General features: G+C 68.8%; 19 protein-coding genes. 10 read left to right on the forward strand and 9 right to left on the reverse strand.

The features are described 5' to 3' along the window. Window positions 1-143: 143 nt before the first annotated feature. Both ACWIGI_RS05700 and ACWIGI_RS05705 read right to left on the reverse strand, forming a co-directional pair. Window positions 144-566, reverse strand: coding sequence for a DUF3052 domain-containing protein (locus ACWIGI_RS05700; protein ID WP_454201444.1), 423 nt, complete (start codon window positions 564-566; stop codon window positions 144-146). A gap of 126 nt (window positions 567-692) precedes the next feature. After that, on the reverse strand, window positions 693-1,250 hold the full coding sequence (locus tag ACWIGI_RS05705) for a hypothetical protein (protein ID WP_454201184.1): 558 nt from the start codon (window positions 1,248-1,250) through the stop codon (window positions 693-695). Between the two features lie 212 nt (window positions 1,251-1,462). Here ACWIGI_RS05705 and aceE point away from each other — a divergent pair, with 212 nt between their 5' ends. The 7 genes from aceE to ACWIGI_RS05740 all read left to right on the forward strand — a co-directional run bounded on the left by aceE (window position 1,463) and on the right by ACWIGI_RS05740 (window position 12,607). Further along, window positions 1,463-4,336: a pyruvate dehydrogenase (acetyl-transferring), homodimeric type gene (aceE, locus tag ACWIGI_RS05710; protein WP_454201445.1), complete on the forward strand. Its 2,874-nt coding sequence runs from the start codon at window positions 1,463-1,465 to the stop codon at window positions 4,334-4,336. 45 nt (window positions 4,337-4,381) lie between these two features. Then, window positions 4,382-5,677, forward strand: coding sequence for a PucR family transcriptional regulator (locus tag ACWIGI_RS05715; protein ID WP_454201446.1), 1,296 nt, complete (start codon window positions 4,382-4,384; stop codon window positions 5,675-5,677). Between the two features lie 128 nt (window positions 5,678-5,805). Beyond that, window positions 5,806-6,720 carry an ACP S-malonyltransferase gene (locus tag ACWIGI_RS05720; protein WP_454201185.1) on the forward strand — a complete coding sequence of 305 codons (915 nt, stop codon included), beginning with the start codon at window positions 5,806-5,808 and terminating at the stop codon, window positions 6,718-6,720. Window positions 6,721-6,804: 84 nt separating this feature from the next. Continuing rightward, the gene (acpM, locus tag ACWIGI_RS05725) at window positions 6,805-7,122 is read left to right on the forward strand and encodes a meromycolate extension acyl carrier protein AcpM (RefSeq protein WP_354989759.1); all 318 of its coding nucleotides are present in this window, start codon (window positions 6,805-6,807) and stop codon (window positions 7,120-7,122) included. A 9-nt stretch (window positions 7,123-7,131) separates the two neighbouring features. Next, complete coding sequence (locus ACWIGI_RS05730) at window positions 7,132-8,382, forward strand: KasA/KasB family beta-ketoacyl-ACP synthase (protein WP_454201186.1); 1,251 nt, start codon at window positions 7,132-7,134, stop codon at window positions 8,380-8,382. 184 nt (window positions 8,383-8,566) lie between these two features. After that, window positions 8,567-9,997 carry an acyl-CoA carboxylase subunit beta gene (locus tag ACWIGI_RS05735; protein WP_354989761.1) on the forward strand — a complete coding sequence of 477 codons (1,431 nt, stop codon included), beginning with the start codon at window positions 8,567-8,569 and terminating at the stop codon, window positions 9,995-9,997. Between the two features lie 306 nt (window positions 9,998-10,303). Further along, the gene (locus ACWIGI_RS05740) at window positions 10,304-12,607 is read left to right on the forward strand and encodes a protein kinase domain-containing protein (RefSeq protein ID WP_454201187.1); all 2,304 of its coding nucleotides are present in this window, start codon (window positions 10,304-10,306) and stop codon (window positions 12,605-12,607) included. A gap of 10 nt (window positions 12,608-12,617) precedes the next feature. Here the strand turns inward: ACWIGI_RS05740 and ACWIGI_RS05745 are convergent, their stop codons facing one another. The 5 genes from ACWIGI_RS05745 to ACWIGI_RS05765 all read right to left on the reverse strand — a co-directional run bounded on the left by ACWIGI_RS05745 (window position 12,618) and on the right by ACWIGI_RS05765 (window position 16,804). Further along, window positions 12,618-13,034, reverse strand: a complete 417-nt coding sequence (locus tag ACWIGI_RS05745; protein ID WP_454201188.1) for a hypothetical protein — start codon at window positions 13,032-13,034, stop codon at window positions 12,618-12,620. A gap of 128 nt (window positions 13,035-13,162) precedes the next feature. Next, window positions 13,163-13,696: a DUF3145 domain-containing protein gene (locus tag ACWIGI_RS05750; protein ID WP_454201189.1), complete on the reverse strand. Its 534-nt coding sequence runs from the start codon at window positions 13,694-13,696 to the stop codon at window positions 13,163-13,165. Window positions 13,697-13,814: 118 nt separating this feature from the next. Next, window positions 13,815-14,627: a serine hydrolase domain-containing protein gene (locus ACWIGI_RS05755; protein ID WP_454201190.1), complete on the reverse strand. Its 813-nt coding sequence runs from the start codon at window positions 14,625-14,627 to the stop codon at window positions 13,815-13,817. A gap of 10 nt (window positions 14,628-14,637) precedes the next feature. Further along, the gene (locus ACWIGI_RS05760; protein ID WP_454201191.1) at window positions 14,638-16,068 is read right to left on the reverse strand and encodes an amino acid permease; all 1,431 of its coding nucleotides are present in this window, start codon (window positions 16,066-16,068) and stop codon (window positions 14,638-14,640) included. Between the two features lie 376 nt (window positions 16,069-16,444). Beyond that, a complete protein-coding gene (locus ACWIGI_RS05765) occupies window positions 16,445-16,804 on the reverse strand; it encodes a MerR family transcriptional regulator (protein ID WP_454201192.1) in 360 nt (119 codons plus the stop codon). Between the two features lie 45 nt (window positions 16,805-16,849). Here ACWIGI_RS05765 and ACWIGI_RS05770 point away from each other — a divergent pair, with 45 nt between their 5' ends. The 3 genes from ACWIGI_RS05770 (at window position 16,850) to ACWIGI_RS05780 (ending at window position 20,294) form a co-directional block, all read left to right on the forward strand. Next, a complete protein-coding gene (locus tag ACWIGI_RS05770; RefSeq protein WP_454201193.1) occupies window positions 16,850-17,635 on the forward strand; it encodes an alpha/beta fold hydrolase in 786 nt (261 codons plus the stop codon). A 54-nt stretch (window positions 17,636-17,689) separates the two neighbouring features. Next, entirely contained in the window at window positions 17,690-18,880 is a 1,191-nt protein-coding gene (locus ACWIGI_RS05775) for a serine hydrolase domain-containing protein (protein WP_454201194.1), read from the forward strand. A gap of 295 nt (window positions 18,881-19,175) precedes the next feature. Then, complete coding sequence (locus ACWIGI_RS05780) at window positions 19,176-20,294, forward strand: agmatine deiminase family protein (RefSeq protein WP_454201195.1); 1,119 nt, start codon at window positions 19,176-19,178, stop codon at window positions 20,292-20,294. An 18-nt stretch (window positions 20,295-20,312) separates the two neighbouring features. Here the strand turns inward: ACWIGI_RS05780 and ACWIGI_RS05785 are convergent, their stop codons facing one another. Together ACWIGI_RS05785 and ACWIGI_RS05790 are read right to left on the reverse strand one after the other, a co-directional pair. Beyond that, window positions 20,313-20,906, reverse strand: coding sequence for a DinB family protein (locus tag ACWIGI_RS05785; RefSeq protein ID WP_454201196.1), 594 nt, complete (start codon window positions 20,904-20,906; stop codon window positions 20,313-20,315). Window positions 20,907-21,062: 156 nt separating this feature from the next. Further along, the gene (locus ACWIGI_RS05790; RefSeq protein WP_454201197.1) at window positions 21,063-22,118 is read right to left on the reverse strand and encodes a phosphotransferase family protein; all 1,056 of its coding nucleotides are present in this window, start codon (window positions 22,116-22,118) and stop codon (window positions 21,063-21,065) included. Window positions 22,119-22,125 lie beyond the last annotated feature (7 nt).

The raw sequence follows: 22,125 nt of genomic DNA on the forward strand, positions 1-22,125 counted from the left end.
TGGGGACCTCCACGGGTATGCCGGGTGCGCGCGTCCCTACTTGGTGTGGCTGGGGGCACCCACCATCCTGTGGGGCCTGCGTTTGCGGGCGCCCCACCCGTGGGGGCGCCCCGTCTACCGGAAAACCTTACGGAAGCGGCGGGTCAGCGCTGCTTCGAGGGCGTCTTGGGCTGCACCAGGCGGCTGCCGGACCAATCACCGAGGCTGATCGACGAGGTCTGGGTCAGGCCGGCCGGCTGGGCCGATTCGGCGATCTCCGCCGGATCGACATGGCCGGAATGCCCGGTCTTGGGGGTCAGGACCCAGACGATGCCGTCATCGGCCAAGGGGGTGATGACATTGAGGAGCTCGTCGACCAGGTCGCCGTCACCGTCCCGCCACCACAAGAGCACGACGTCGACGACCTCATCGGTGTCCTCGTCGAGCAGTTCCGACCCGATGGCCTCTTCAACGGCGGCCCGCAGGTCGTCGTCGGTATCGTCGTCCCAGCCCAGTTCCTGAATCACCATTCCGTGTGAAATGCCAAGCTTCTGAGCGTAGTTCTGCGCGTCCGCCGCGGCGACCACGGTGGCGTCCTCCTCAACTCCAGACAATAGGTAGATGCAAGCGAACATGGTTATGGGCCGCAGCGCAAGCCGATCGGCCGAATTCGCACCCTAAATGTCGTATGTGAGCCTCGAATCGCCGCGACCTCACCGCGCCGGGCACGCGCTCCGCACGGCGTTCAAGGCGTCGTTGACCTGCCGACTTGCGTCGTTGAGCGGCCCGACGAGCGCAGTACTGGACATTTTGCGCACTTCGGTCGCGAGTCCGCGCGCGGCGACCACGTAGTCGGTGAACTTCTGCGCCAGCTCGGTGGGCAGGTCCGCGCCCGACGCGGTCACCTGAGCCTCGACCGTCTTCGCGGCGTCCTCCAGCGCGGTGGCCGCGGTGTCCCGCTTCTCGGTCTGATCCGGCGCGTTGGCGTCGTGCGCGTCGACGAAGTCGTTGTAGCGATCCACAGCCGTGCCGGTCGTGGTGCGGAACGGGGTGCAGTTGTCCGCCGTCGCCTTGGCCTCGGCCGCCGCCTTCTTCGACGAGCTCGCGGCCGCCGACGACGTCGCCGCCTCGGCCCGATACGCGGTCGCGTCGGCCTCGTTCACCGTCGGCGTACCCTCGATTTCGTTGGCGCAACCGGCCAAAACCAGCCCGAAACCGACCGCGGCTGTGGCGCAGACCAATCCGAACCTCCGCGGGTTCAGCTGCTTCATCGTCCTCCCCTTGCTGCCTCGGCCGGTTCCCTGGAAACCGTACGCGATTCCCGACTGACATGATGACCTGGGACGCACCATGCACGAGGATGTGAGGTGCGCCCTGGACCAATCGTTACGGGTATGCCGCCCACCAGCGACAACCCGGGGTAATGACGCCTTATCAGATGTCTCATCCCTGTGTACGAGGAGCAATCGTCTTGACCGACCTGATGCACCCGATTTCTTCGTCGAGTCCCACAAACGGCACGGCACGAAAAACCCCGGCGGGGGGCCGGGTCCGAGTGATCCGCGAGGGGGTGGCGTCATACCTTCCGGACATCGATCCGGAGGAAACCAGCGAATGGCTCGACTCCTTCGACGAAATGCTGAAGCGAGAAGGCCCCGGCCGCGCCCGCTACCTCATGCTGCGTCTGCTCGAGCGCGCCGGTGAACGCCACGTCGCCATTCCGGCACTCACCTCCACCGACTACGTCAACACCATCCCCACCGAGAACGAACCCTGGTTCCCGGGCGACGAAGAGGTCGAACGCCGCTTCCGCGCCTACATCCGCTGGAACGCCGCGGTCATGGTGCACCGCGCGCAGCGACCGGGAATCGGTGTGGGCGGCCACATTTCGACCTACGCCTCCTCCTCGGCACTGTACGAGGTGGGCTTCAACCACTTCTTCCGCGGCAAGGACCACGCGGGCGGCGGCGACCAGATCTTCATCCAGGGCCACGCCTCCCCCGGCGTGTACGCGCGCGCCTTCCTCGAAGGCCGCCTCAGCGAGGATCAGCTCGACGGCTTCCGCCAGGAGTACTCGCACGGCGGCCCCGGCGCAGGCCTGTCGTCCTACCCGCACCCGCGCCTGATGCCCGACTTCTGGGAATTCCCCACGGTCTCCATGGGTTTGGGCCCGATGAACGCCATCTACCAGGCGCGCTTCAACCACTACCTGCACGACCGCGGGCTCAAGGACACCTCCGATCAGCACGTGTGGGCGTTCCTGGGCGACGGTGAGATGGACGAGCCCGAATCGCGCGGGCTCATTCAGGTCGCCGCCAACGAGGGCCTGGACAACCTCACCTTCGTCATCAACGCCAACCTGCAGCGCCTGGACGGACCCGTCCGCGGCAACGGCAAGATCGTGCAGGAGCTCGAGGCGTTCTTCCGCGGCGCCGGCTGGAACGTCATCAAGGTCGTGTGGGGCCGCGAGTGGGACGCCCTGCTGCAGGCCGACCGCGACGGCGCGCTGGTGAACCTGATGAACACCACCCCCGACGGCGACTTCCAGACGTACAAGGCCAACGACGGCGCGTACGTGCGCGAGCACTTCTTCGGCCGCGACCCGCGCACCAAGGAACTGGTCAAGGGCCTCTCGGACGGCGACATCTGGAACCTCAAGCGCGGCGGCCACGACTACCGCAAGGTCTACGCGGCCTACGCGGCGGCCATGGCGCACAAGGGACAGCCGACGGTCATCATCGCCAAGACCATCAAGGGCTACGGCCTGGGCAAGCACTTCGAGGCCCGCAACGCCACGCACCAGATGAAGAAGATGACGCTGGACGACCTCAAGGCCTTCCGCGACGTGCAGCGCATCCCGATCACCGACGAGCAGCTCGAGAAGAATCCGTACCTGCCCCCGTACTACCACCCCGGTATGGACGCCCCGGAGATCCAGTACATGATGGGCCGGCGCGCGAACCTGGGCGGCTTCCTGCCCGAGAGGCGCACTGCGGCAAAGCCTCTGCAACTCCCCGGCGACGAGGCGTACCGCACCGTCCGCAAGGGCTCGGGCAAGCAGAGCGTGGCCACCACGATGGCCTTCGTGCGCCTGATGAAGGAACTGTTGCGCGACAAGGAGATCGGCAAGCGCATCGTGCCGATCATCCCCGACGAGGCCCGCACCTTCGGTATGGACTCGTGGTTCCCGTCATTGAAGATCTACAACCGCAACGGCCAGTTGTACACATCGGTCGACGCCGATTTGATGCTTGCCTACAAAGAATCCTCGGTCGGCCAGATCCTGCACGAGGGCATCAACGAGGCCGGTTCGACCGCGTCGTTCACCGCGGTGGGCACCTCGTACGCCACCCACGGCGAGCCGATGATCCCGCTCTACATCTTCTATTCGATGTTCGGCTTCCAGCGCACCGGCGACGGTCTCTGGGCCGCGGCCGATCAGATGGCCCGCGGATTCGTCCTGGGAGCAACCGCCGGGCGAACCACGCTGACCGGTGAGGGCCTGCAGCACAACGACGGTCACTCGCTGCTGCTCGCCTCCACCAACCCGGCGTGCGTCCCCTACGATCCGGCGTTCTCCTTCGAGCTCGCCCACATCGTGCGGGACGGCCTGCGCCGGATGTACGGCGGCGGCGTCGGCATCACCGGCTACCAGGAAGCCCTGCCGGGCACCGATCCCGAGGCCCGCTCGGAGCATCACGAGTTCGGCGGCGAGGACATCTTCTACTACATCACCCTCTACAACGAGCCGCAGTCCCAGCCGGCCGAGCCGGAGAACCTGGACGTGGAGGGCCTGCTCAAGGGCATCTACCTCTACAAGCGCGGCGGTGAGGGCGCGGTGCGCGCGCAGATCCTGGTCGCGGGCGTCACCATGCCCGACGGCCTGCGCGCACAGCAGATGCTGGCCGAGGAGTGGGGTGTGCAGGCCGATGTCTGGTCGGTGACCTCGTGGGGCGAACTCCGCAAGGAGGCCCTGGCCAAGGAGATCGCGCGGCTGCGGCATCCGGACACCGATCCGGGACAGCCCTATGTGACACAGGCGCTTTCGCAGGCCGAGGGTCCCTTCGTGGCGGCCTCGGACTGGATGCGCGCGGTGCCCGATCAGATCCGCCAGTGGGTTCCGGGCGAGTTCATCTCCCTCGGCACCGACGGTTTCGGCTTCTCCGACACGCGGCCCGCGGCACGCCGGGTCTTCAATGTGGACGCGGCATCGATCGTGATCGCGGCACTGTCGGGATTGGCCAAAGCGGGCAAGATCGACCAGGCCACGCTGGTGGAAGCCGCCGCCCGCTACCGGATCGACGACGTCAACGCCGCGCCGAAGGCGGCACCCGGTACCGAAGGCGGAGACGCATAACGCACGATAAACACTGTGGAACGTAAACCGCCGAGGCCGCGCCGGATCAACGAAGGCTCCTCCGAACACGAGGTCTACCTCCCGACCGGCGCGCTCTCCCCGAATCGGCAAACCCGGGATCCACTGCCGGACACCCTGCTCAAACGGGTGAAGCAGTTCTCGGGACGGCTCTCCACCGAGGCCGTGTCGTCGATGCAGGATCGGTTGCCGTTCTTCGCCAATCTCGATGCCGCCCAACGGGCCGGGGTCCAGATGCTGGTGCAGACGGCGGTGGTGAACTTCCTGGAGTGGCTGCAGGATCCCGAGAGCGACATCAGGTTCAGCCTGGACGCCTTCCAGGTGATCCCGGACGATCTGGCGCGGCGGCTGACGCTGCGCCAGACCGTCGACATGGTCCGGGTGGCCATGGAGTTCTTCGAACAGTGGCTGCCCGCGCTCGCGCGCAACGACCGGCAGCTGGTGGCGCTCACCGAGGCGGTGCTGCGATACGGGCGTGAGCTCGGTTTCGCGGCCGCCTCGGTGTACGCCAGCGCGGCCGAATCGCGCGGCGCGTGGGACACCCGGCTGGAGGCCCTGGTCGTGGACGCCGTCGTACGCGGCGACACCGGACCCGAAATGCTTTCCCGCGCAGCGACTTTGAACTGGGACGCGACCGCCCCGGCCACCGTGCTGGTGGGCACCCCGCCCAGCGATCAGGTCAACAGCATGGGCGCGGTGCACGCGATCGCCGCCCGGCACAATCGCGCGGCCCTGGCCGTGGTGCAGGGCGCCCGGCTGGTGATGGTGGTCAGCGGCCACCTGGGCGATCCCCTCTATCCCTCACCGTTCCTGGCGGATCTGCTCGCCGAGGTCTTCTCCGACGGTCCCGTCGTCATCGGCCCGACCACCCGCACGCTGTCCGCGGCGCACATCAGCTCGGTCGAGGCCATGGCCGGCATGGAGGCGGTGGTGGGCTGGCGAGGCGCTCCGCGCCCGGTCCACGCCTCGGAACTACTGCCCGAACGAGCCCTGCTCGGGGACAGGGCGGCAGTGAACGCCCTCAACGAGAATCTTGTGTTACCGTTGGCCGCCGCCAGCGACCTGGCCAACACCCTGGACGCCTATCTCGACTGCGGCGGAGCCGTCGAAACTTGTGCGCGGCAACTGTTCGTTCATCCAAACACCGTCCGCTATCGGTTGAAGCGTATCGCCGACATCACGGGCCGGGATCCGATGAATCCGCGCGATGCCTACGTGTTACGAATCGCCTCCACGATAGGCAGGCTGACACGAACCCGTAACGAATCGCCCACTTCAGCCTCAGATGTAGCGCCCGTCACAGATCCGGTAGATGGGGTGTAACGCGATTCGGGAATCGGACGATCCGGCCGAGCCACGTGGCCGTTTGTGGACTCCCCACAAAACTGCCCGCAAACCTTCATTCGCGCCGACATCTCTGGAGACCGGCCTCACAGTGTTCTCTTAGAGGCGTGATCGCGTTGTTCGCGCCCGGACAGGGCTCTCAGACACCAGGCATGCTCACCCCATGGCTCGAACTGCCCGGTGCGGTTGATCGAATCGCACTGTGGTCGAAGGCCTCGGGACTGGACCTGCTTCGCTTGGGCACGACCGCAACCGCGGAGGAGATCACCGATACCGCGGTGACTCAGCCCCTGGTTGTGGCGGCTGCCCTGTTGGCTTTCGCGGAAATCCCCCAGGATTCGCTGCCCGGCGATACCATCGTCGCCGGACACTCGGTCGGCGAACTCGCCGCCGCTGCCGTCGCCGGGGTCATCTCGGCCGACGACGCGGTGGCACTGGCCGCTCTCCGCGGCGCGGAGATGGCCAAGGCTTGCGCACTCGAGCCGACCGGAATGTCCGCGGTGCTCGGCGGTGACGAAGCCGCCGTGCTCGCCCGGCTCGAAGAACTCGGCCTGATCCCGGCCAACCGCAACGCGGTCGGTCAGATCGTGGCCGCCGGTAGGCTGGACGCGCTCGCCGAGCTGGCGGACAGCGCACCGGAAAAGGCGCGGGTCCGGGCTCTGCCGGTCGCCGGCGCCTTCCACACCGCATTCATGGCTCCTGCCCAGGACGCCGTGGCCGCGGCCATAGCCAAGATCGTTCCCGGCGAGCCGACCCGGACGCTGCTGTCGAACTTCGACGGCAAGCCGGTCGTCTCCGGCCAGGACGCGATCGACAAGCTCGCTGCCCAGGTCACCCGCCCCGTGCGGTGGGACCTGTGCACCGAAACCGTCCGTGCGGCGGGCGTTTCCGCGGTGGCAGAGCTGCCGCCGGCGGGAACTCTGGTCGGTATCGCCAAGCGGGAGCTCAAGGGCACCCCGAATCTGGCGCTCAAGACCCCCGGGGACATCCCCGCGCTGGTCGAGCTCACAGCCACCGACTAGCTTGACTCGCGGTCCGCATCGTCAACGGCGACGACGCGAACACGACCGCAGCAACAAAAAACAATCCGACCAACTATCAGGAATATGAAGGGAGCCACCACAGTGGCCGCTTTGACCCAGGAACAGATCGTCGAAGAGCTTGGCAAGATCATCGAAGAGGTGACCGGTATCGAGCCCTCCGAGGTCACGATCGAGAAGTCCTTCGTCGACGACCTGGACATCGACTCCCTTTCGATGGTCGAGATCGCCGTTCAGACCGAGGACAAGTACGGCGTGAAGATCCCCGACGAGGATCTCGCCAGCCTGAAGACCGTCGGCGACGCCGTGTCGTACATCCAGAAGCTCGAGGCCGAGAACGCCGATGCGGCCAGCGAGCTCAAGGCCAAGTTCGGAAGCGAGTAGGACCGAACTGTGACCACTCCTTCCACCTTGAACGGGAACTTCCCCAACATCGTCGTAACCAGCATGGCGGCGACCACGTCGATCGCCGGTGACGTCGATGCGACGTGGAAGGGCCTCCTCAATGGCGAGAGCGGCATCGACGTTCTCGAGGATGACTTCATCACCGAGTACGACCTCCCGGTCCGTATCGGTGGTCACCTGAAGGTTCGGCCGGACACCCTGCTCAGCCGGGTCGAATGCCGGCGGCTCGCGTACGTCGAGCAGCTGGCGATGGTCCTCGGTCGTGAGGTGTGGAAGAACGCCGGCACGCCGGAGATCGACCCGCTGCGCCTCGGTGTGGCCATCGGTACCGGTCTCGGCGGCGGCGACGCCCTCATCGACTCGGTCGACAAGCTGAAGAACGGCGGCTATCGCAAGATCTCGCCGCTGGCTGTTCAGATGGTCATGCCGAACGGTCCGTCGGCTGTCGTGGGCCTGGAACTCCAGGCCCGGGCAGGAGTGATCACTCCGGTCTCGGCGTGCTCGTCGGGTTCGGAGGCCATTGCCAACGCCTGGCGGATGATCGCCATGGGTGACGCCGACATGGTCGTCACCGGTGGTGTCGAAGGTTTCATCGACGCGGTTCCGATCGCGGCCTTCTCGATGATGCGTGCGATGAGCACCCGCAACGACGATCCGAAGGGCGCCTCGCGTCCCTTCGACAAGGATCGCGACGGCTTCGTCTTCGGCGAGGCGGGCGCGCTCATGGTCCTCGAGACCGAGGAGCACGCCAAGGCACGTGGCGCCACCATCCACGCCCGATTGATGGGCGCGGGTATCACTTCGGACGGCTACCACCTCGTGGCGCCGGATCCGGAGGGCACCGGCGCGGGTCGCGCGATGACCCGGGCCATCCAGACCGCGGGTCTGTCCCCCAAGGACATCACCCACGTCAACGCTCACGCGACGGCCACCCCCATCGGTGACCTCGCGGAGAAGAACGCGATTCACAAGGCAGGGGTTTCGCACGCCTCGGTCTACGCGCCCAAGTCCGCCCTGGGCCACTCGATCGGCGCCGTCGGCGCGCTCGAGTCGGTGCTCACGGTCCTCAGTGTTCGGGACGGCATCGTCCCCCCGACGCTGAACCTCGAGAACCAGGATCCGGAGATCGACCTGGATGTCGTGCACGGCGAGGCTCGCCGTCAGGACATCGAGTACGCGATCAACAACTCTTTCGGTTTCGGTGGGCACAATGTCGCGCTCGCCTTCGGCCGGTACTGACGCATCTCCGAGCCGTTAACGCGGCTCGGATCAGCGCCGGTTCGTAAGACAAGTGGTCCCGGCGGGGACTTCTGCTGGGGAACCCGCACCCACTGGGCTCCCCACGAGAAACTTCCCGCCGGGACTTCGACATTTCGCAGCCGCTCTCAGCGACCGCACTTCCTTAACAAGAGGAGAGTTTGCGATGACCATAATGGCCCCCGCTCATGCTGACACAGCGACTGATCCCCGCGATCCGCTGGGCCGGTTGCAGCGATTCTTCGATCCCGGCACCGTTCTTCCGCTGCATCCCCGCGACAAGTCGGGCGTGCTCGCCGCGATCGGCGAAGTGGACGGCGTGCGCACGATCGCCTACTGCTCCGACGCGACCGTCATGGGTGGCGCGATGGGCGTGGAGGGCTGCAAGCACATCGTCGACGCGATCGACACCGCGATCGACTCCAAGACTCCTGTTGTCGGCATCTGGCATTCGGGCGGCGCCCGGCTCGCCGAGGGTGTCGAGGCCCTGCACGCCGTCGGACTGGTCTTCGAGGCCATGGTTCGCGCGTCCGGTCTCGTCCCGCAGATCTCCGTGGTGCTCGGCTTCGCCGCCGGTGGCGCCGCGTACGGTCCGGCCCTCACCGACATCGTGATCATGGCCCCCGAAGGCCGTATCTTCGTCACCGGTCCCGATGTGGTTCGCTCGGTCACCGGCGAGAACGTGGATATGGCGACCCTGGGCGGGCCGGTCACCCACGGCAAGAAGTCCGGCGTCTGCCACATCGTGGCCGATGACGAGGCCGATGCCATGCACCGCGGCCGCCGGCTGGTCTCGATGTTCGCCGAGCAGGGCGAATTCGATCTGACCGCCGCCGCGCACGGCGACGTCGATCTCAAGGCCATGCTGCCGGAGTCGGCCAAGCGCGCCTACGACGTGAAGCCGATCGTGCACGAGCTGCTCGACAACGTCGACGGCGAAAGCACTTTCGAGGAGATGCAGGGCGGCTACGCCCGCAGCATCGTCACCGGCCTGGGCCGGCTCGGCGGGCGGACCGTCGGCGTGCTGGCCAACAACCCCATTCGCATGGGCGGCTGCCTCAACTCCGAGAGTGCCGAGAAGGCCGCGCGTTTCGTGCGCCTGTGCAATTCGTTCGGCATTCCGCTGGTGGTCCTGACCGACGTCCCGGGGTACCTGCCCGGTGTCGGCATGGAGTGGGAGGGCGTGGTGCGCCGCGGCGCGAAGCTGCTGCACGCGTTCGCCGAGGCCCGCGTCCCGCGCGTGACCCTGGTGACCCGCAAGATCTACGGCGGCGCCTACATCGCCATGAACGCTCGCTCGCTGGGCGCGACCGCGGTGTACGCCTGGCCGGGCTCCGAGGTCGCGGTCATGGGCGCCAAGGCCGCGGTCGGCATTCTGCACAAGAAGGCCATCGCCGCCGCGCCCGAGGCCGAGCGCGAGGCGCTGATCGAGCGCCTCACCGTCGAGCACGAGCAGATCGCGGGCGGTGTGGAACGGGCCGTGGCCATCGGCGTGGTCGACGAGATCATCGATCCGGCCAAGACCCGGTCGGTCATCGCCGCGGCCCTGGCCGCCGCGCCGTCGCGGCCGAGCCATTTGAAGAACATTCCGCTGTAGGTCTTTCCAACAGCTCACCGTGGGCGGTCTCTTCGGAGACCGCCCACGGTTATGTATATGGGTTGCCGTGCACCCTCGCCGGGGCCCGGCACGAGCCGGATCCCACGCGGAATGCAACTGTCCCCGTGGGCGATTCCGCTCCGTGCCCGGCCCCGCCGCAACGACTGCCCCGCCGGCCGGCGAGCACGGCCCGCCTCCGGTTCTTCGGTTCGTGCACCGACGCCCTCGAGCCGATCCCCTGCCCCGCACGCGCCGGAGGCGTAGGGTTTTCTCGCTGGCACAGGGAATTTCGGCGGAGGCGGCGCTATGCGGCTGGATCCGGGGGCGGTCTTCGCCGGGTACACGATCGAGCGTGAGCTGGGTGTGGGCGGGATGGGCCGGGTGTATCTGGCCGCGCATCCGCGGCTCGAACGTCGCATCGCGCTGAAGATCCTCAACGAGGACGCGGCCCGGGACGCGGGGGTGCGCGCCCGCTTCGATCGGGAGGCCGCGCTGGTGGCGCGGCTCGAGCATCCGCACATCGTGCCCATCTACGACCGCAGCGGTCCCGATGACGAGACGCCGTGGATCTGTATGAAGTTCGTCAACGGCGGGGACGCCGCGACGCTGACGGCGACCGCCCGCGGCGGGGTGCGCGCCGAGGTGGCGCTGAATCTGCTGACCGATGCCGCCCGCGCCCTGGACTACGCGCACCGGCACGGGATCCTGCATCGCGACGTGAAGCCCGCGAACATCCTCATCGACCGCAGCGATGACGACGCCGATCGAGCCGTGCTGTCCGACTTCGGGATCGCCCGCGCCTTCGACGACTCCCTGACCGTCACCCACCTGGTGGCGACCCTGGCCTACACCGCTCCCGAACGCTTCAACGGCGACCCGGCCGACCACCGCGCCGACATCTACTCCCTGGGCTGCACCTTCTACGAGATCCTGACCGGCCGAAAGCCCTTCCCCCACCGCGATCCCGCCCCCGTGATCGCCGCCCACATGCACACCCCGCCCCCGCGCCCGACCGACCTGCGCCCCGACCTGCCCCCGGCCCTGAACAACGTCATAGCCACGGCCCTGGCGAAAGATCCCCGCAACCGCTATCCCACCTGCACCGCCCTGGCCACCGCCGCCCGCGCGGTCCTGAACCAGGCCGCCCACCCGACTCGGGTCCGCCGCCCCGGATCCCCCTCACTCACCGAACAATCCGGCCCACGCCCCGTGCCGGACCCCACCCCACTACCGTTCTCCACCGAACACGACGAGACCCTCCCCTACCCGTCCGACCCCGCCGCCCACACACCGATGCCCGGGTCCCCCGGCGGGAATGCCCCGCCCACAGCCGAACACAGCGCGAACCCGGCGTCGGTGCCCGGACGGGATCCGTCGCGACGAACCGGGCAGCAGCCCCCGGGGCAGGCCGGGTACAACGAGGCCGGGGCCCGGGCCATCATCGGGCGAGCTTCCTCGGGACCGCCGACCACAGGTGATCCGCTGCCGGAAGCACTGCGCGGGCGGCTGAACGACCCGCGGCCGGAGGTCCGCGAAGACGCGGTGCACACCTTGGGAAGTCTGCTGACCACACCCCCGACTGCACAGGCGAGCGCGGCTCGTGACGCGCTGACAGCCGTCGCCGCGAACGACGTGCCGCGCGTATCGGCGGCCGCCAGGCGGGAGTTGGTGCTCTCGGAGTCCGGATCGCCGCGGGCGGGGTCGGCGGAGCAGGGCCCGACTACTCCCAATCGGGAGAGGTTTGTCCGAATCTGCAATTGGGTGGCCGTGATCGCGGTCGTTCTCGGCGGAGTGCTCGTGCTGTGGAGCGGGGGCGCGACCTTCGCGACTTATAGCTATTCCGGTATAGGTTTCCCGCATCCGTACGACATCGGGCTCGTGCTCACCCACGGCGAGTTCTATGTTCGCGCGCTCGGGATCGGGGCGCTGGCGGCGGGGGCTATCGCCTGCGCCCGGCGGTTCGTGTTCGGGCGGCGGATCGGACCGGAGGCGGGCGCGGCGGCGCTCGCCGGGTTCGGGCTGGCCGCGCTGTGGGGTGTGGTCGCGTTCGCCGAACTGCCGGCGTGGATGGCGAGCAGCGGCTCGGACCTCTCGGTCGCGACGGGGTATCGGCTGTTGGTCGGCGGGCAGGCGGCGATCGTCGCGGGCGGCGCGGTGGCGGCGGTCGCGCTGCTCACCGGGTGGCGGCGAGAGTTCGAGTTCCGGTCGCCGCGGGACGGATTCGGAATCGCGAGCGCGGCGCTGGGCGGGATCGGCTCGGTCGCGCTGCTGCTGGCGCACGCACCGATCGACGAGCGGGCCGCGCTGAGCCCGGGCTACGCCTGGCAGTTCGCCACGGCCGCGTTGTTCGCCGCCGCCGTACCCATCGGGGCCGCTTTTCTGTTGCCGCGCAGAATCTCCGGCGCGATCGTGCTGGGCTGGGCGGTGGGCGGCGCGCTGCTCGCGGTCTTCCTCGTTACCCAGAGCCTGGTCGTCGATACCAACACCGGGGCGCTGTCCATCGACACGTACATGATCGCGCCCACGGTCTTCGCGGTGACGCTGCCGGTGCTGGCGGCGGTCAACTTCGTCGCGGTGCGGCGGGCCGAACGACGACCCGCCACATCGTGAGGCATCGCGCTCAGGACTGGAGTCGAATCCGATCCGCGGACTCGTTCTGGCTCGAGCACTCCTGGAAGGGATTCGGATCCCCTTGGCGCTCACCGCAGATCCAGCGCACGTTCTCGATGGTGACGGGGATGTCGCCGCTCTCCTGGGTCTTGCGGGCGTCGGTATAGGACGTGGTGACGGCCAGCGCCGTGCCGCAGAATTCCGTGCCCTTCTGGGTGTAGGCGACGACCGCCAGGCCGAGGGGGCCGGGGCCGCAGTCCACGACGGGCAGTTTCGGGTCGAGGGGTGCGGCGGGGCGGGAATCCTGGGCGGACGCCTCGGCGGAGGTGGCGGGGGCGGACTCGGAGGTCGAGTCGTCGCTGCAGCCCGCTGTCGCGAGCACCGCGACCGCGCCGAGTACCACGAGGGCCGATGAACCGATGCGCATGCGAACTCCTGTCTCGATCTGCCGAATACCCGCCAGCGGATTCTCGACGCGCGCCGGGCGATTCCCGTGCACGACACGCACGTTCGACGGTATCGGTGCGGAGCTCCCGGGGCCGGGCGACCGGTGCATCAGCCGACGTCGCGGCGCAGCCAGGTGACCTCGGCGCCTTCCTCGGCCCAGCGGAAGGGTTCGAGGGCGTCGTCCCAGGCGGTGCCGAGGGCGCGGTCGATCTCGGCGGCGATATCGGTGGCCGAGCTCCGGCCATTGCCGCGGGCCTGCTCGACAATGGCGCGCAATCGCATTTCCCCGACCATGACATCGCCATTCGCGCTCGTCGCGCCGCTCCATAATCCGAGGCCCGGAACAAAACTGAACCGTTCACCGTCCACACCCTCACTGGCGTCCTCGGTGACTTCGAAGGACAGGACGGTCCAGTCTCGCAATGCGCTGGCTAACCGCCCGCCGGTACCGACCGGACCGTACCAATCGGTGGTCGCGCGCAAATTTCCCGGCGCCGCGGGCTGCGCGGTCCAGCGCAGTTTCGCGGGCGCCTTGAGGGTCGAGGTGAGTGCCCATTCGATGTGCGGGCACAGCGCGGCCGGCGACGAGTGGATGTAGACGACACCAGACGTCGCGTCGGCGAACTGATTCGATCCGCGCACCACTAACACCTCCGGCTCCGACGGGGACGTCTTCCCCAACGACCCATCGAGCCAGCGATGCCCGAGCTTACTGGAGTGTCCGGTGTTACGTGTGTTACTTATCGGCCGTGTCGGCGTTCTACGCAAACTCCGCGATCACGGCGTCGCTGAGGGTCGGCCACGCCGCGCGCGCCCAGTCACCGAAATTTTCGTCCGCCAGCGCGAGACACGCTATGCCGACGTCCGGGTCGACCCACAGAAATGTTCCGGTTTGCCCGAAGTGCCCGAAGGTTCCCGGCGAGTTGGACCCACCCGTCCAGTGCGGCAGCTTGTGGTCGCGAATTTCGAAGCCGAGACCCCAATCGTTGGGCCGCTGCGACCCGTAGCCGGGCAGTATTCCGTTGCGGTCCGGGAACTGCACTGCGCAGGCGTCGCCGAGCAATTCCTGACTAACGACAACCGGGTCCAGCAATTCACTGGCGAATCGCAGGAGATCGGCGACCGAGGAGCGCGCCCCGTGCCCGGCAGGGCCGTCGAGCACGGACGATGTCATGCCGAGCGGCTCGAAAACGGCCTCGTGCAGGTAGCGGTCGAACGCTATTCCGGTTTGCCCGGCGACGAAATCGGCGAGTACCTCGAATCCGGCGCTCGAATAGATCCGCCGCGCGCCGGGCTCGGCCAGCACCTCGGTGGTGTCGAAGGCCAGCCCGGAGGTGTGCGCGAGCAGATGCCGCACGGTGGATCCGGGCGGTCCGGCGGGTTGATCGAGTTCGACCGCGCCCTCCTCCACCGCGACCAGAACCGCGTAGGCCACAAGGGGTTTGGTCACCGACGCGAGCCGGAAGACCCGATCGGTCTCCCCCTCGGCGTCGACCCCGCCCTTACCGCGCACCGCGACACCCGCCGCGGCGTGCCGAACCGGCCAATTTCGAATCTGCTCCAGCGCTCGCACACCATCGAGCCTACGAGCCATCGCCGCCGCCCGGAGTCCGGGCCCGATTCAACAGCGATCGGCGGCGGCCGTATCCGAAGTAGACGAGCAGCCCGACCGCGGACCAGAGCAGGAAGGCCAGCCAGGTCACGCCCGGCAGATGCGCGAGCAGCCACACGCACATGGCCACCCCGAGCACGGGCACCAGCGGCACCAGGGTCCGGAAGGTGCGCGGCAGCTCGGGTTTGGTGCGGCGCAGCACGAGCACGCCGACGTTCACCAGGCCGAACGAGACCAGGGTGCCGATGTTGGTGGCGTTCACCAGTTCTCCGAGCGGGATGAGCGCCGAGAGCACGGCGACGACACCGCCGACGATCACGGTGTTGACGGTGGGCACCCGTTTGGCGCCGACACGGGAGAACACGCGCGGCATGAGCCCGTCGCGAGACATGGCGACCAGGATGCGGGTCTGCCCGTACAGCACCGTGAGCACCACCGAGGCGATGGCGATCACCGCGCCGGCGGCGAGAATGGTTGCGGGCCAATCCCTCCCGGTGACGCTTTCGAGCACGGTGGCGAGCGAGGCCCCCGAGCCGCTGACCTCGTCCACGCCGACGGCCGCGACGGCGGTCAGGGCGACCAGCACGTACATGAGGGTCACGATGCCGAGCGAGATGATGATCGCCCGCGGCAGATCCCGCTGCGGATTCTTGGCTTCCTCACCGGCGGTGGAGGCGGCGTCGAAGCCGATGAAGGAGAAGAACACCATGGAGGCGGCGGCGCCGACGCCCGCGACCCCGGCCGGGGCGAAGGGGTGGAGGTTGTCGGAGTCGAAGGCGGTGACCGCGACGACGACGAAGAACACCAGGACCGCGACCTTGATGATCGTGGTGACGGTCGTGACCCGCGCGCTTTCTCGAATCCCGTCCAGCAGTACGGCCATGGCGATCAGCACGACGACGGCGGCGGGCAGGTTGATGATCCCGCCCTCGCTCGGCGCGGACGACAGCGCGTCCGGAATCCGCCATCCGACGGTCGATCCCAGGAATTCGTTCAGGTACGCGCCCCACCCCACGGCCACCGCCGCCACCGACACCCCGTACTCCAGCAGCAGGCACCACCCGCACACCCAGGCCACGATCTCCCCGAGGGTGGCATAGGTGTACGAGTACGCCGAGCCCGATACCGGTACCGCCCCCGCCAGTTCCGCGTACGACAGCGCCGAGAACAGGGCCGCGAGTGCGGCGATCGCGAACGAGATGACCACCGCGGGCCCCGCCAGCGGCGCGGCCTCCCCCAGCACCACGAAGATCCCGGTGCCCAGTGTCGCGCCCACCGACAGCGAGATCAGCGGCACCAGCCCCATGCTCCGCCGCAGCGCGGTGTGCTCCCCGTCCGACGCGAGCTGTTCCACAGGTTTGGTTCGCAGCAACGAACCGGTAATCAGAGAGATTCCAGGCACGAACCCCCACGCTACCGGCTGATCTACCTCGATCCCGCACCCGCGCCCCGTGTCGAAGCCGCCCTCTACCCGCCCCAGCAATCTGCAAGCGCACCATGTGTTCCCGATGCGCCCGGTCGCACCACGGTGCGGAATCACCCCACGCCGTGGGCTTTTCCTCGGCGAGTGCGACCGGCGGTGCGCAGCGCGGCGAAGACCCACCGCCTGCCCGATCCGCGAAAGCGGATACCGAACGTCCGGTGCCGCGGTGCTCGCGCGAGCTGCCCGATTCCGGCGGCCTTCCCGGGCCGACTCGCCCGGCGACCACCCGGCCTCCACTCCGGGCGGAATCTCGGCGGCAGGTGGCCGTCGACCCATCGACAGCCGGCGAAGCGGGTCAGCGCGGGTTCGGGTCCTGGTGGGCGGCGAGGAGTTCGCGGCGGCGGGTCAGGTCGGCGATCCGGGTGTCGAGGCGGGTCAGGCCGTCGTGCAGGACTTTTCGGGAGTGGTCGCAGTGCTCGAAGCCGGTGTCGGTGGTGCAGGGCAACAGGGCGCGGATGTCGCGGGTGGGCAGGCCGGCGTCGAGGAGTTCGCGGATGCGGGCGACGCGGGCGGGGGCGTCGGGGGTGTAGGAGCGGTAGCCGTTGGGGTCGCGGTGCGCGGTGAGCAGGGACTGTTCCTCGTAGTAGCGCAGGAGGCGGGTGGGCACGCCGGTGCGCCGGGAGAGTTCGCCGATCAGCACTGTGACCTCCCGCATACGGGGTTGACCTTCACATCCATGTCAATGCCTAACGTCCGTGCCATGACGAACATTTCGCTCTCGACCCAGGTGACCGGATCCGGCCCCGCGATCGTGCTCGCGCACGGTGCGGGCGGCGGGATCGAGCCGAATTTCGGCTCGCTGATTCCGCTGCTGAGCGCGCGCCACACGGTGATCGGCTCGGACTACCCGGCCGATGACACCCCGCTCGACCTCGACGCCCTGGCCGACGCGCTGGTGGCCGCCGCCGTCGAGTCGGGCGCGAACGATTTCACCCTCATCGGCTACTCGCTGGGGTCGGCGGTCGCGATCCGCGCGGCGACCCGGCATCCGGACCGCGTGCGGGCGCTGGTCCTGGCGGCGGGCTTCGCCCGGGCCGATCACCGGGCGCGGGCGACGGCCGAACTCTGGCAGCGCACGCTGGCCGCGGGCGATGTCGAGTCCTTCGCGCGCGTGGTGCTCCTCGCGGGCTTCAGCGCCGAGTTCACCAATGCCCTTCCCCCGCAACAGATCACCGAGATGATCGCCCGGACCGCGGCCGACGTCCCCGGCGGCGTGCTCGCCCAGGCGGCCCTGGTGACCACCGCCGACGTGACCGCCGACCTGCCCGCGCTCTCGGTCCCCACCCTGGTCATCGCGGCCACCGAGGACCTCCTCGTCGACCCCGCCAACTCCCGTCACCTGGCCGCCGCGATCCCCGGCGCCGAGTACGCCGAGATCCCGGCGGGTCACGTCCTGATGCTCGAACATCCCCGCGCCTGGCACGCCACGATCCTCGATTTCCTGACCCGGCACGAGCTCGACCTGCCCGTCCCGGCGAGCCGATGACCCTTCGAGCGTCCCGGAGGCCGGTCCACGGGCACCGCTACGATCGGTTTCACCATGAGTGAGCGGGTCACGGTCCACGGCGAGGTGGACAGCGGGTTCGGGCCGGTTGCCGATGCGTTCCGGCGCAATTTCGAGCAGCACGGCGAGATCGGTGCGGCCGTGGCCGTCTACGACGGGGATCGGCCGGTGGTCGACCTGTGGGCCGGGTACCGCGATCGCAAGCGCACGAAGGCGTGGGCGCGCGACACCATGACCCCGGTGTGGTCCTCGACCAAGGGCGTCACGGCCTTCGTCATGGCGTCGGCGGTCTCGCGCGGGTGGCTGGAGTACGAGACCCCGGTGGCCGAGTACTGGCCCGAGTTCGCCGCGCACGGCAAGGAGTCGATCACCGTCCGCCAGCTGCTCGACCATCAGGCCGGGCTGGCCGCCCTCGACCGTCCGGTGCGCCTGACGGACATGGCCGACCTGGACGCGCTCGCGGTGACCCTCGCCGCCCAGAAGCCGCTGTGGCAGCCGGGAACCCGGCACGGCTATCACCCGATCACCGCGGGCCTCTATCAGGGCGAGCTGTTGCGCCGGGTCGAACCGGCCGGGCGCACCCTGGGCCGCGTGCTCGCCGAGGATTTCGCGAAGCCGCTCGACCTGCAGTTCTACATCGGTATGCCGGAGGAGATCTCGCTCGATCGGGTGGCCACGCTGTCCGCGACCGAGGGCCTGGACATCCTGCGCTTCGAACGGGATCTGCCGGTGCGCATCGGCGTTCAGCTCTACGCCAAGCGCGGCCTGTCCTTCCGGGCGCTGAACAGCCCGCAGGTCGGCGCGCCCGCGCGGGCCTCGCGCCGCGAGTTCCTGTCGGTGGAGAGCCCCGCCGCGGGCGGCGTCGGCACCGCCCGCGCGCTGGCCCGCGTCTACGGCGCGGCCGCCGGGCAGACCGGCGAACTCCCCATCGACACGGCCCTTCTCGACCGCCTGGCCAGCGCGGATACCGCCGACGACGTTCCCGCCGAGGACCTGGTCCTGCTCACCCCCAGCCGCTATCACCTGGGTTTCCGCAAGTCCCGCGGCAGCTTCCGTTTCGGCACCGACAAACGCGCCTACGGCACGACCGGCTACGGCGGTTCGTTCGGATTCGCCGATCCCGCAACGGGTCTCGGCTTCGGCTACATCATGAATCGCCTCGGCATGGCGGTGCTCGACGATGTGCGCGGGCGCAACCTCCGCACCGCCCTGCTGCGCTGCACCTGACGGCAATCGGCCCGTAGTCGGACCCAAACCACCGTGCCCCGCCGGATTCCGGCGGGGCACAGTCGATTTCGGCCGGCGCTACCCGCGCGCCCGGCAAGGGCTTCGCCGCCACGGCGCCTGCCGGGGGCTCCCGAGCACCTCCCGCATCGGCATGCCACCCGCTCCGCCCCAACGCATGCACGCGAGGGTGACCGCCACCACTCTCCTTGACTGAATTTTCAGTCAAGATTATGTTCGTGGTTGCCAAGGGTTTTCTGGCTATATTCAGGAAGCCCGCGAACCAAGGAGCTTCGCCATGCGACGACGTCGATTCATGCAGGCCTGCACCGTCGTTCTGGGCGGCGTGCTCGCGGCCGCGTGCGGTGACGACCCGGGCGGGCAACCCGGCACGAAGCCGATCGACCCGGACGACGATCGCGCCTGGCTCATGCCCGAGGAGGGCGATCCGCACGCCCGCACCTGGATGGCGTTCGGCGCGAGCGCCGGCATCTGGGGTGCGGAGCTGGTGCCGGAGACCCAGCGCGCGCTGGGCGCCATCGCGCGGGCCATCGTGCGTTTCGAGCCGGTCTCCATGCTGGTCCGGCCCGCGGAGAAGGACCTCGCCCGGGGTCTCGTCGGCCCGGACGTGGAGCTGATCGAGGCCCCGCTCGACGACCTGTGGATGCGCGACACCGGCCCGGTGTTCGTCCTCGGCGCGGGTCGCGCCGCGGTCGACTTCAATTTCAACGGCTGGGGCGAGAAGCAGGATTACGACAGCGACGCGCAGGTCGCGTCGATCGTCGCCGCCCGCGCCGGCGCGGAACTGCTGCACACCGAGCTGGTGCTCGAGGGCGGCGGCCTCGAGGTCGACGGCGAGGGCACCGCCATCATCACCGAAAGCTGTGTGCTGAACAGCAATCGCAATCCCGGCTGGAAGAAGGCCGATGTCGAGGAGGAGCTGTACCGGCTGCTCGGCATCGAGAAGGTGATCTGGCTACCGGGTATCGCGGGCCGCGACATCACCGACGGGCACACCGATTTCTACGCCCGTTTCGTCCGTCCGGGCGTGGTGGTGGCCGGGCTGGACAACGACCCGGATTCCTTCGACTACGCGGTCACCCGCAAGCACCTCGACATCCTGCGGGCGGCGACCGATGTGCACGGCAACCCGCTCGAGGTCGAGGTGCTCGAGGCGCCCGTCGACGTTCGCGAGGAATTCGCCAACGACGATTTCGCGGCCGGGTACATCAACTACTACGTGTGCAACGGCGCGGTCATCGCCCCGGAGTTCGGGGACGCTGAGGCCGACGAGGCCGCTCGCGCCACCCTGGCCCGGCTGTACCCGGACCGGCAGGTCGTGCAGGTCAACATCGACGGCATCGCCGCCGGCGGTGGCGGCATCCACTGCACCACGCAGCAGGAACCCGCCGCCTAGCCGGATCCGATCCGATCGTCAGACCCGTTCGGCGCCAACCTTTTCCACATCGTGGACGTGATGCACGAGGTCGTGGGCGAAGTACCGCGCCAGGGTCTCGACGGTGAACCGGGAACCGTTGCCGCGCCGCGCTTCCCGGTCACGCTCGGCCGCCGGCACGAATTCGAAAGCGCGGGCGGCCGTTTCGGCCACCGCCCGCAGTTCGGCCGCGACGGCGGCGGGCGCCTGCGCGCCGTAGTTCTCCGCCACGGCGGTGGCGTCCTGATCCCAGTTGGCGAACAGGGGGATTCCGGTGTCGACCGCCACCGACGGGTCGTAGCCGCCGATGACCGGCCCCGGGCGCGGTCCGCCGGTCCGGGTGATGTCGAGCCGGTGCTCGAAGATCCGGCACACGTCGCGCACGTGCGCGGCGTATTCCAGGGCAGACCAGGTCGAATCGTCGGGCCGCACGGTCGCGTCCGGCCGGTCCAGCGCCGCCGCCAGCCGCTCGGCGCTCCCGCGCACCAGGCCCGGGACAGCATCGAAGGCGACGGCCTCGGGGTCGAAGCCGCATTCGGCGCAGGCGCGTTCGAGGACCCAGGTCCAGTCTTTGGTATCAGGAACGATCGACATGGACAACAACCTAGCGTGGCATTATTTAGCCGTCCACCAATATCCAGCCAGGCCGCACCAAGATTACGACAACCACGCACAGGGCACCCTCGGCGACGCGCACGACCGCCGGACGAGCCGGCCCGCCCCGGACGAGCCGAGCGCGGGCCGGGCACCTCACTCCATCAACTGCTGCGCCTTGCCGAACAGCTCGAGCGTGATCGCGTGCAGGAAGTCACCGACATCCTTGGACGCCTTGCCCGCACACGCCCGCGCGTGCGTCCCCTCGAGCACGATGCCGAGCTTGAAACACGCCAGCACGGTGTACCAGGGCATGTGGCTCAGATCCCGATCGGAGAACTCGCCGTAGTGCGCGATCATCTCCTCCGCGGTGGGCAGCCCGCCGACCGCGCCGAGCGTGCCGATGAGCGCCGCGCCGGTGGTGCCGGGCTCCGGGCGGGTGGCGATCTGCCAGCCCAGATCCAGCAGCGGATCGCCGATGGTGGACATCTCCCAGTCGACCATGGCCGCGACCTGCGGGCCGTCGAAGGAGAACATCATGTTCGCGAGATGGCAGTCGCCGTGCAGGATGCCGGGCCGCCAGTGCGTGGGCCGGTTGCGGTCGAGCCATTCCCCGACGCGCTCGAGGCCCGGGATCTCCGGTCCGGGGTAGCCCTCGTTGACGCTGTAGGACTCGAGTTCCTTGAGCCAGCGCGGTACCTGTCGTTCCAGGAAGCCCTCGGGCTTACCGTAATCGGCCAGCCCGAGGGCTTCGTGGTCGAGCGAGCCGAGGCGCGCGATGGCCTCCACCGCGGACAGGCCCATCTGCCGCCGCACCTCGGCGTCGCCGGCGTGCAGCGGGGGCAGCTCGTTCTGCGGGTTGAAGCCGGTGATCGGTTCCATGAGGTAGAAGGCGGCGCCGATCAGCGCGTCGTCGTCCTGCGCGGCGATCACCTTGGGCGCGCGGATGCCGGTGCCGTCCAGCGCGCCGAGAATGCGTGATTCGCGGCGGATGACGTTGTTGCTGGCGGCCCGCAGGTGTTTGGGACCGCGCCGCAGCACGTAGTCGCGGTCGCCGCGGGTGAAGCGCAGCATGATGTTCTGCGTGCCGCCGCCGAGCGGGGTCACCTTCTCGAATTCGCCCGATGTCAGGCCCTGTTCATCCATCCACTTACCGACGACCTCGAAATCCACGAGGTCACGATCCACGTCGACCGGCTGCACTTCAGACATGTCCCAC

The sequence above is a fragment of the Nocardia sp. NPDC055321 genome, assembly GCF_053645575.1.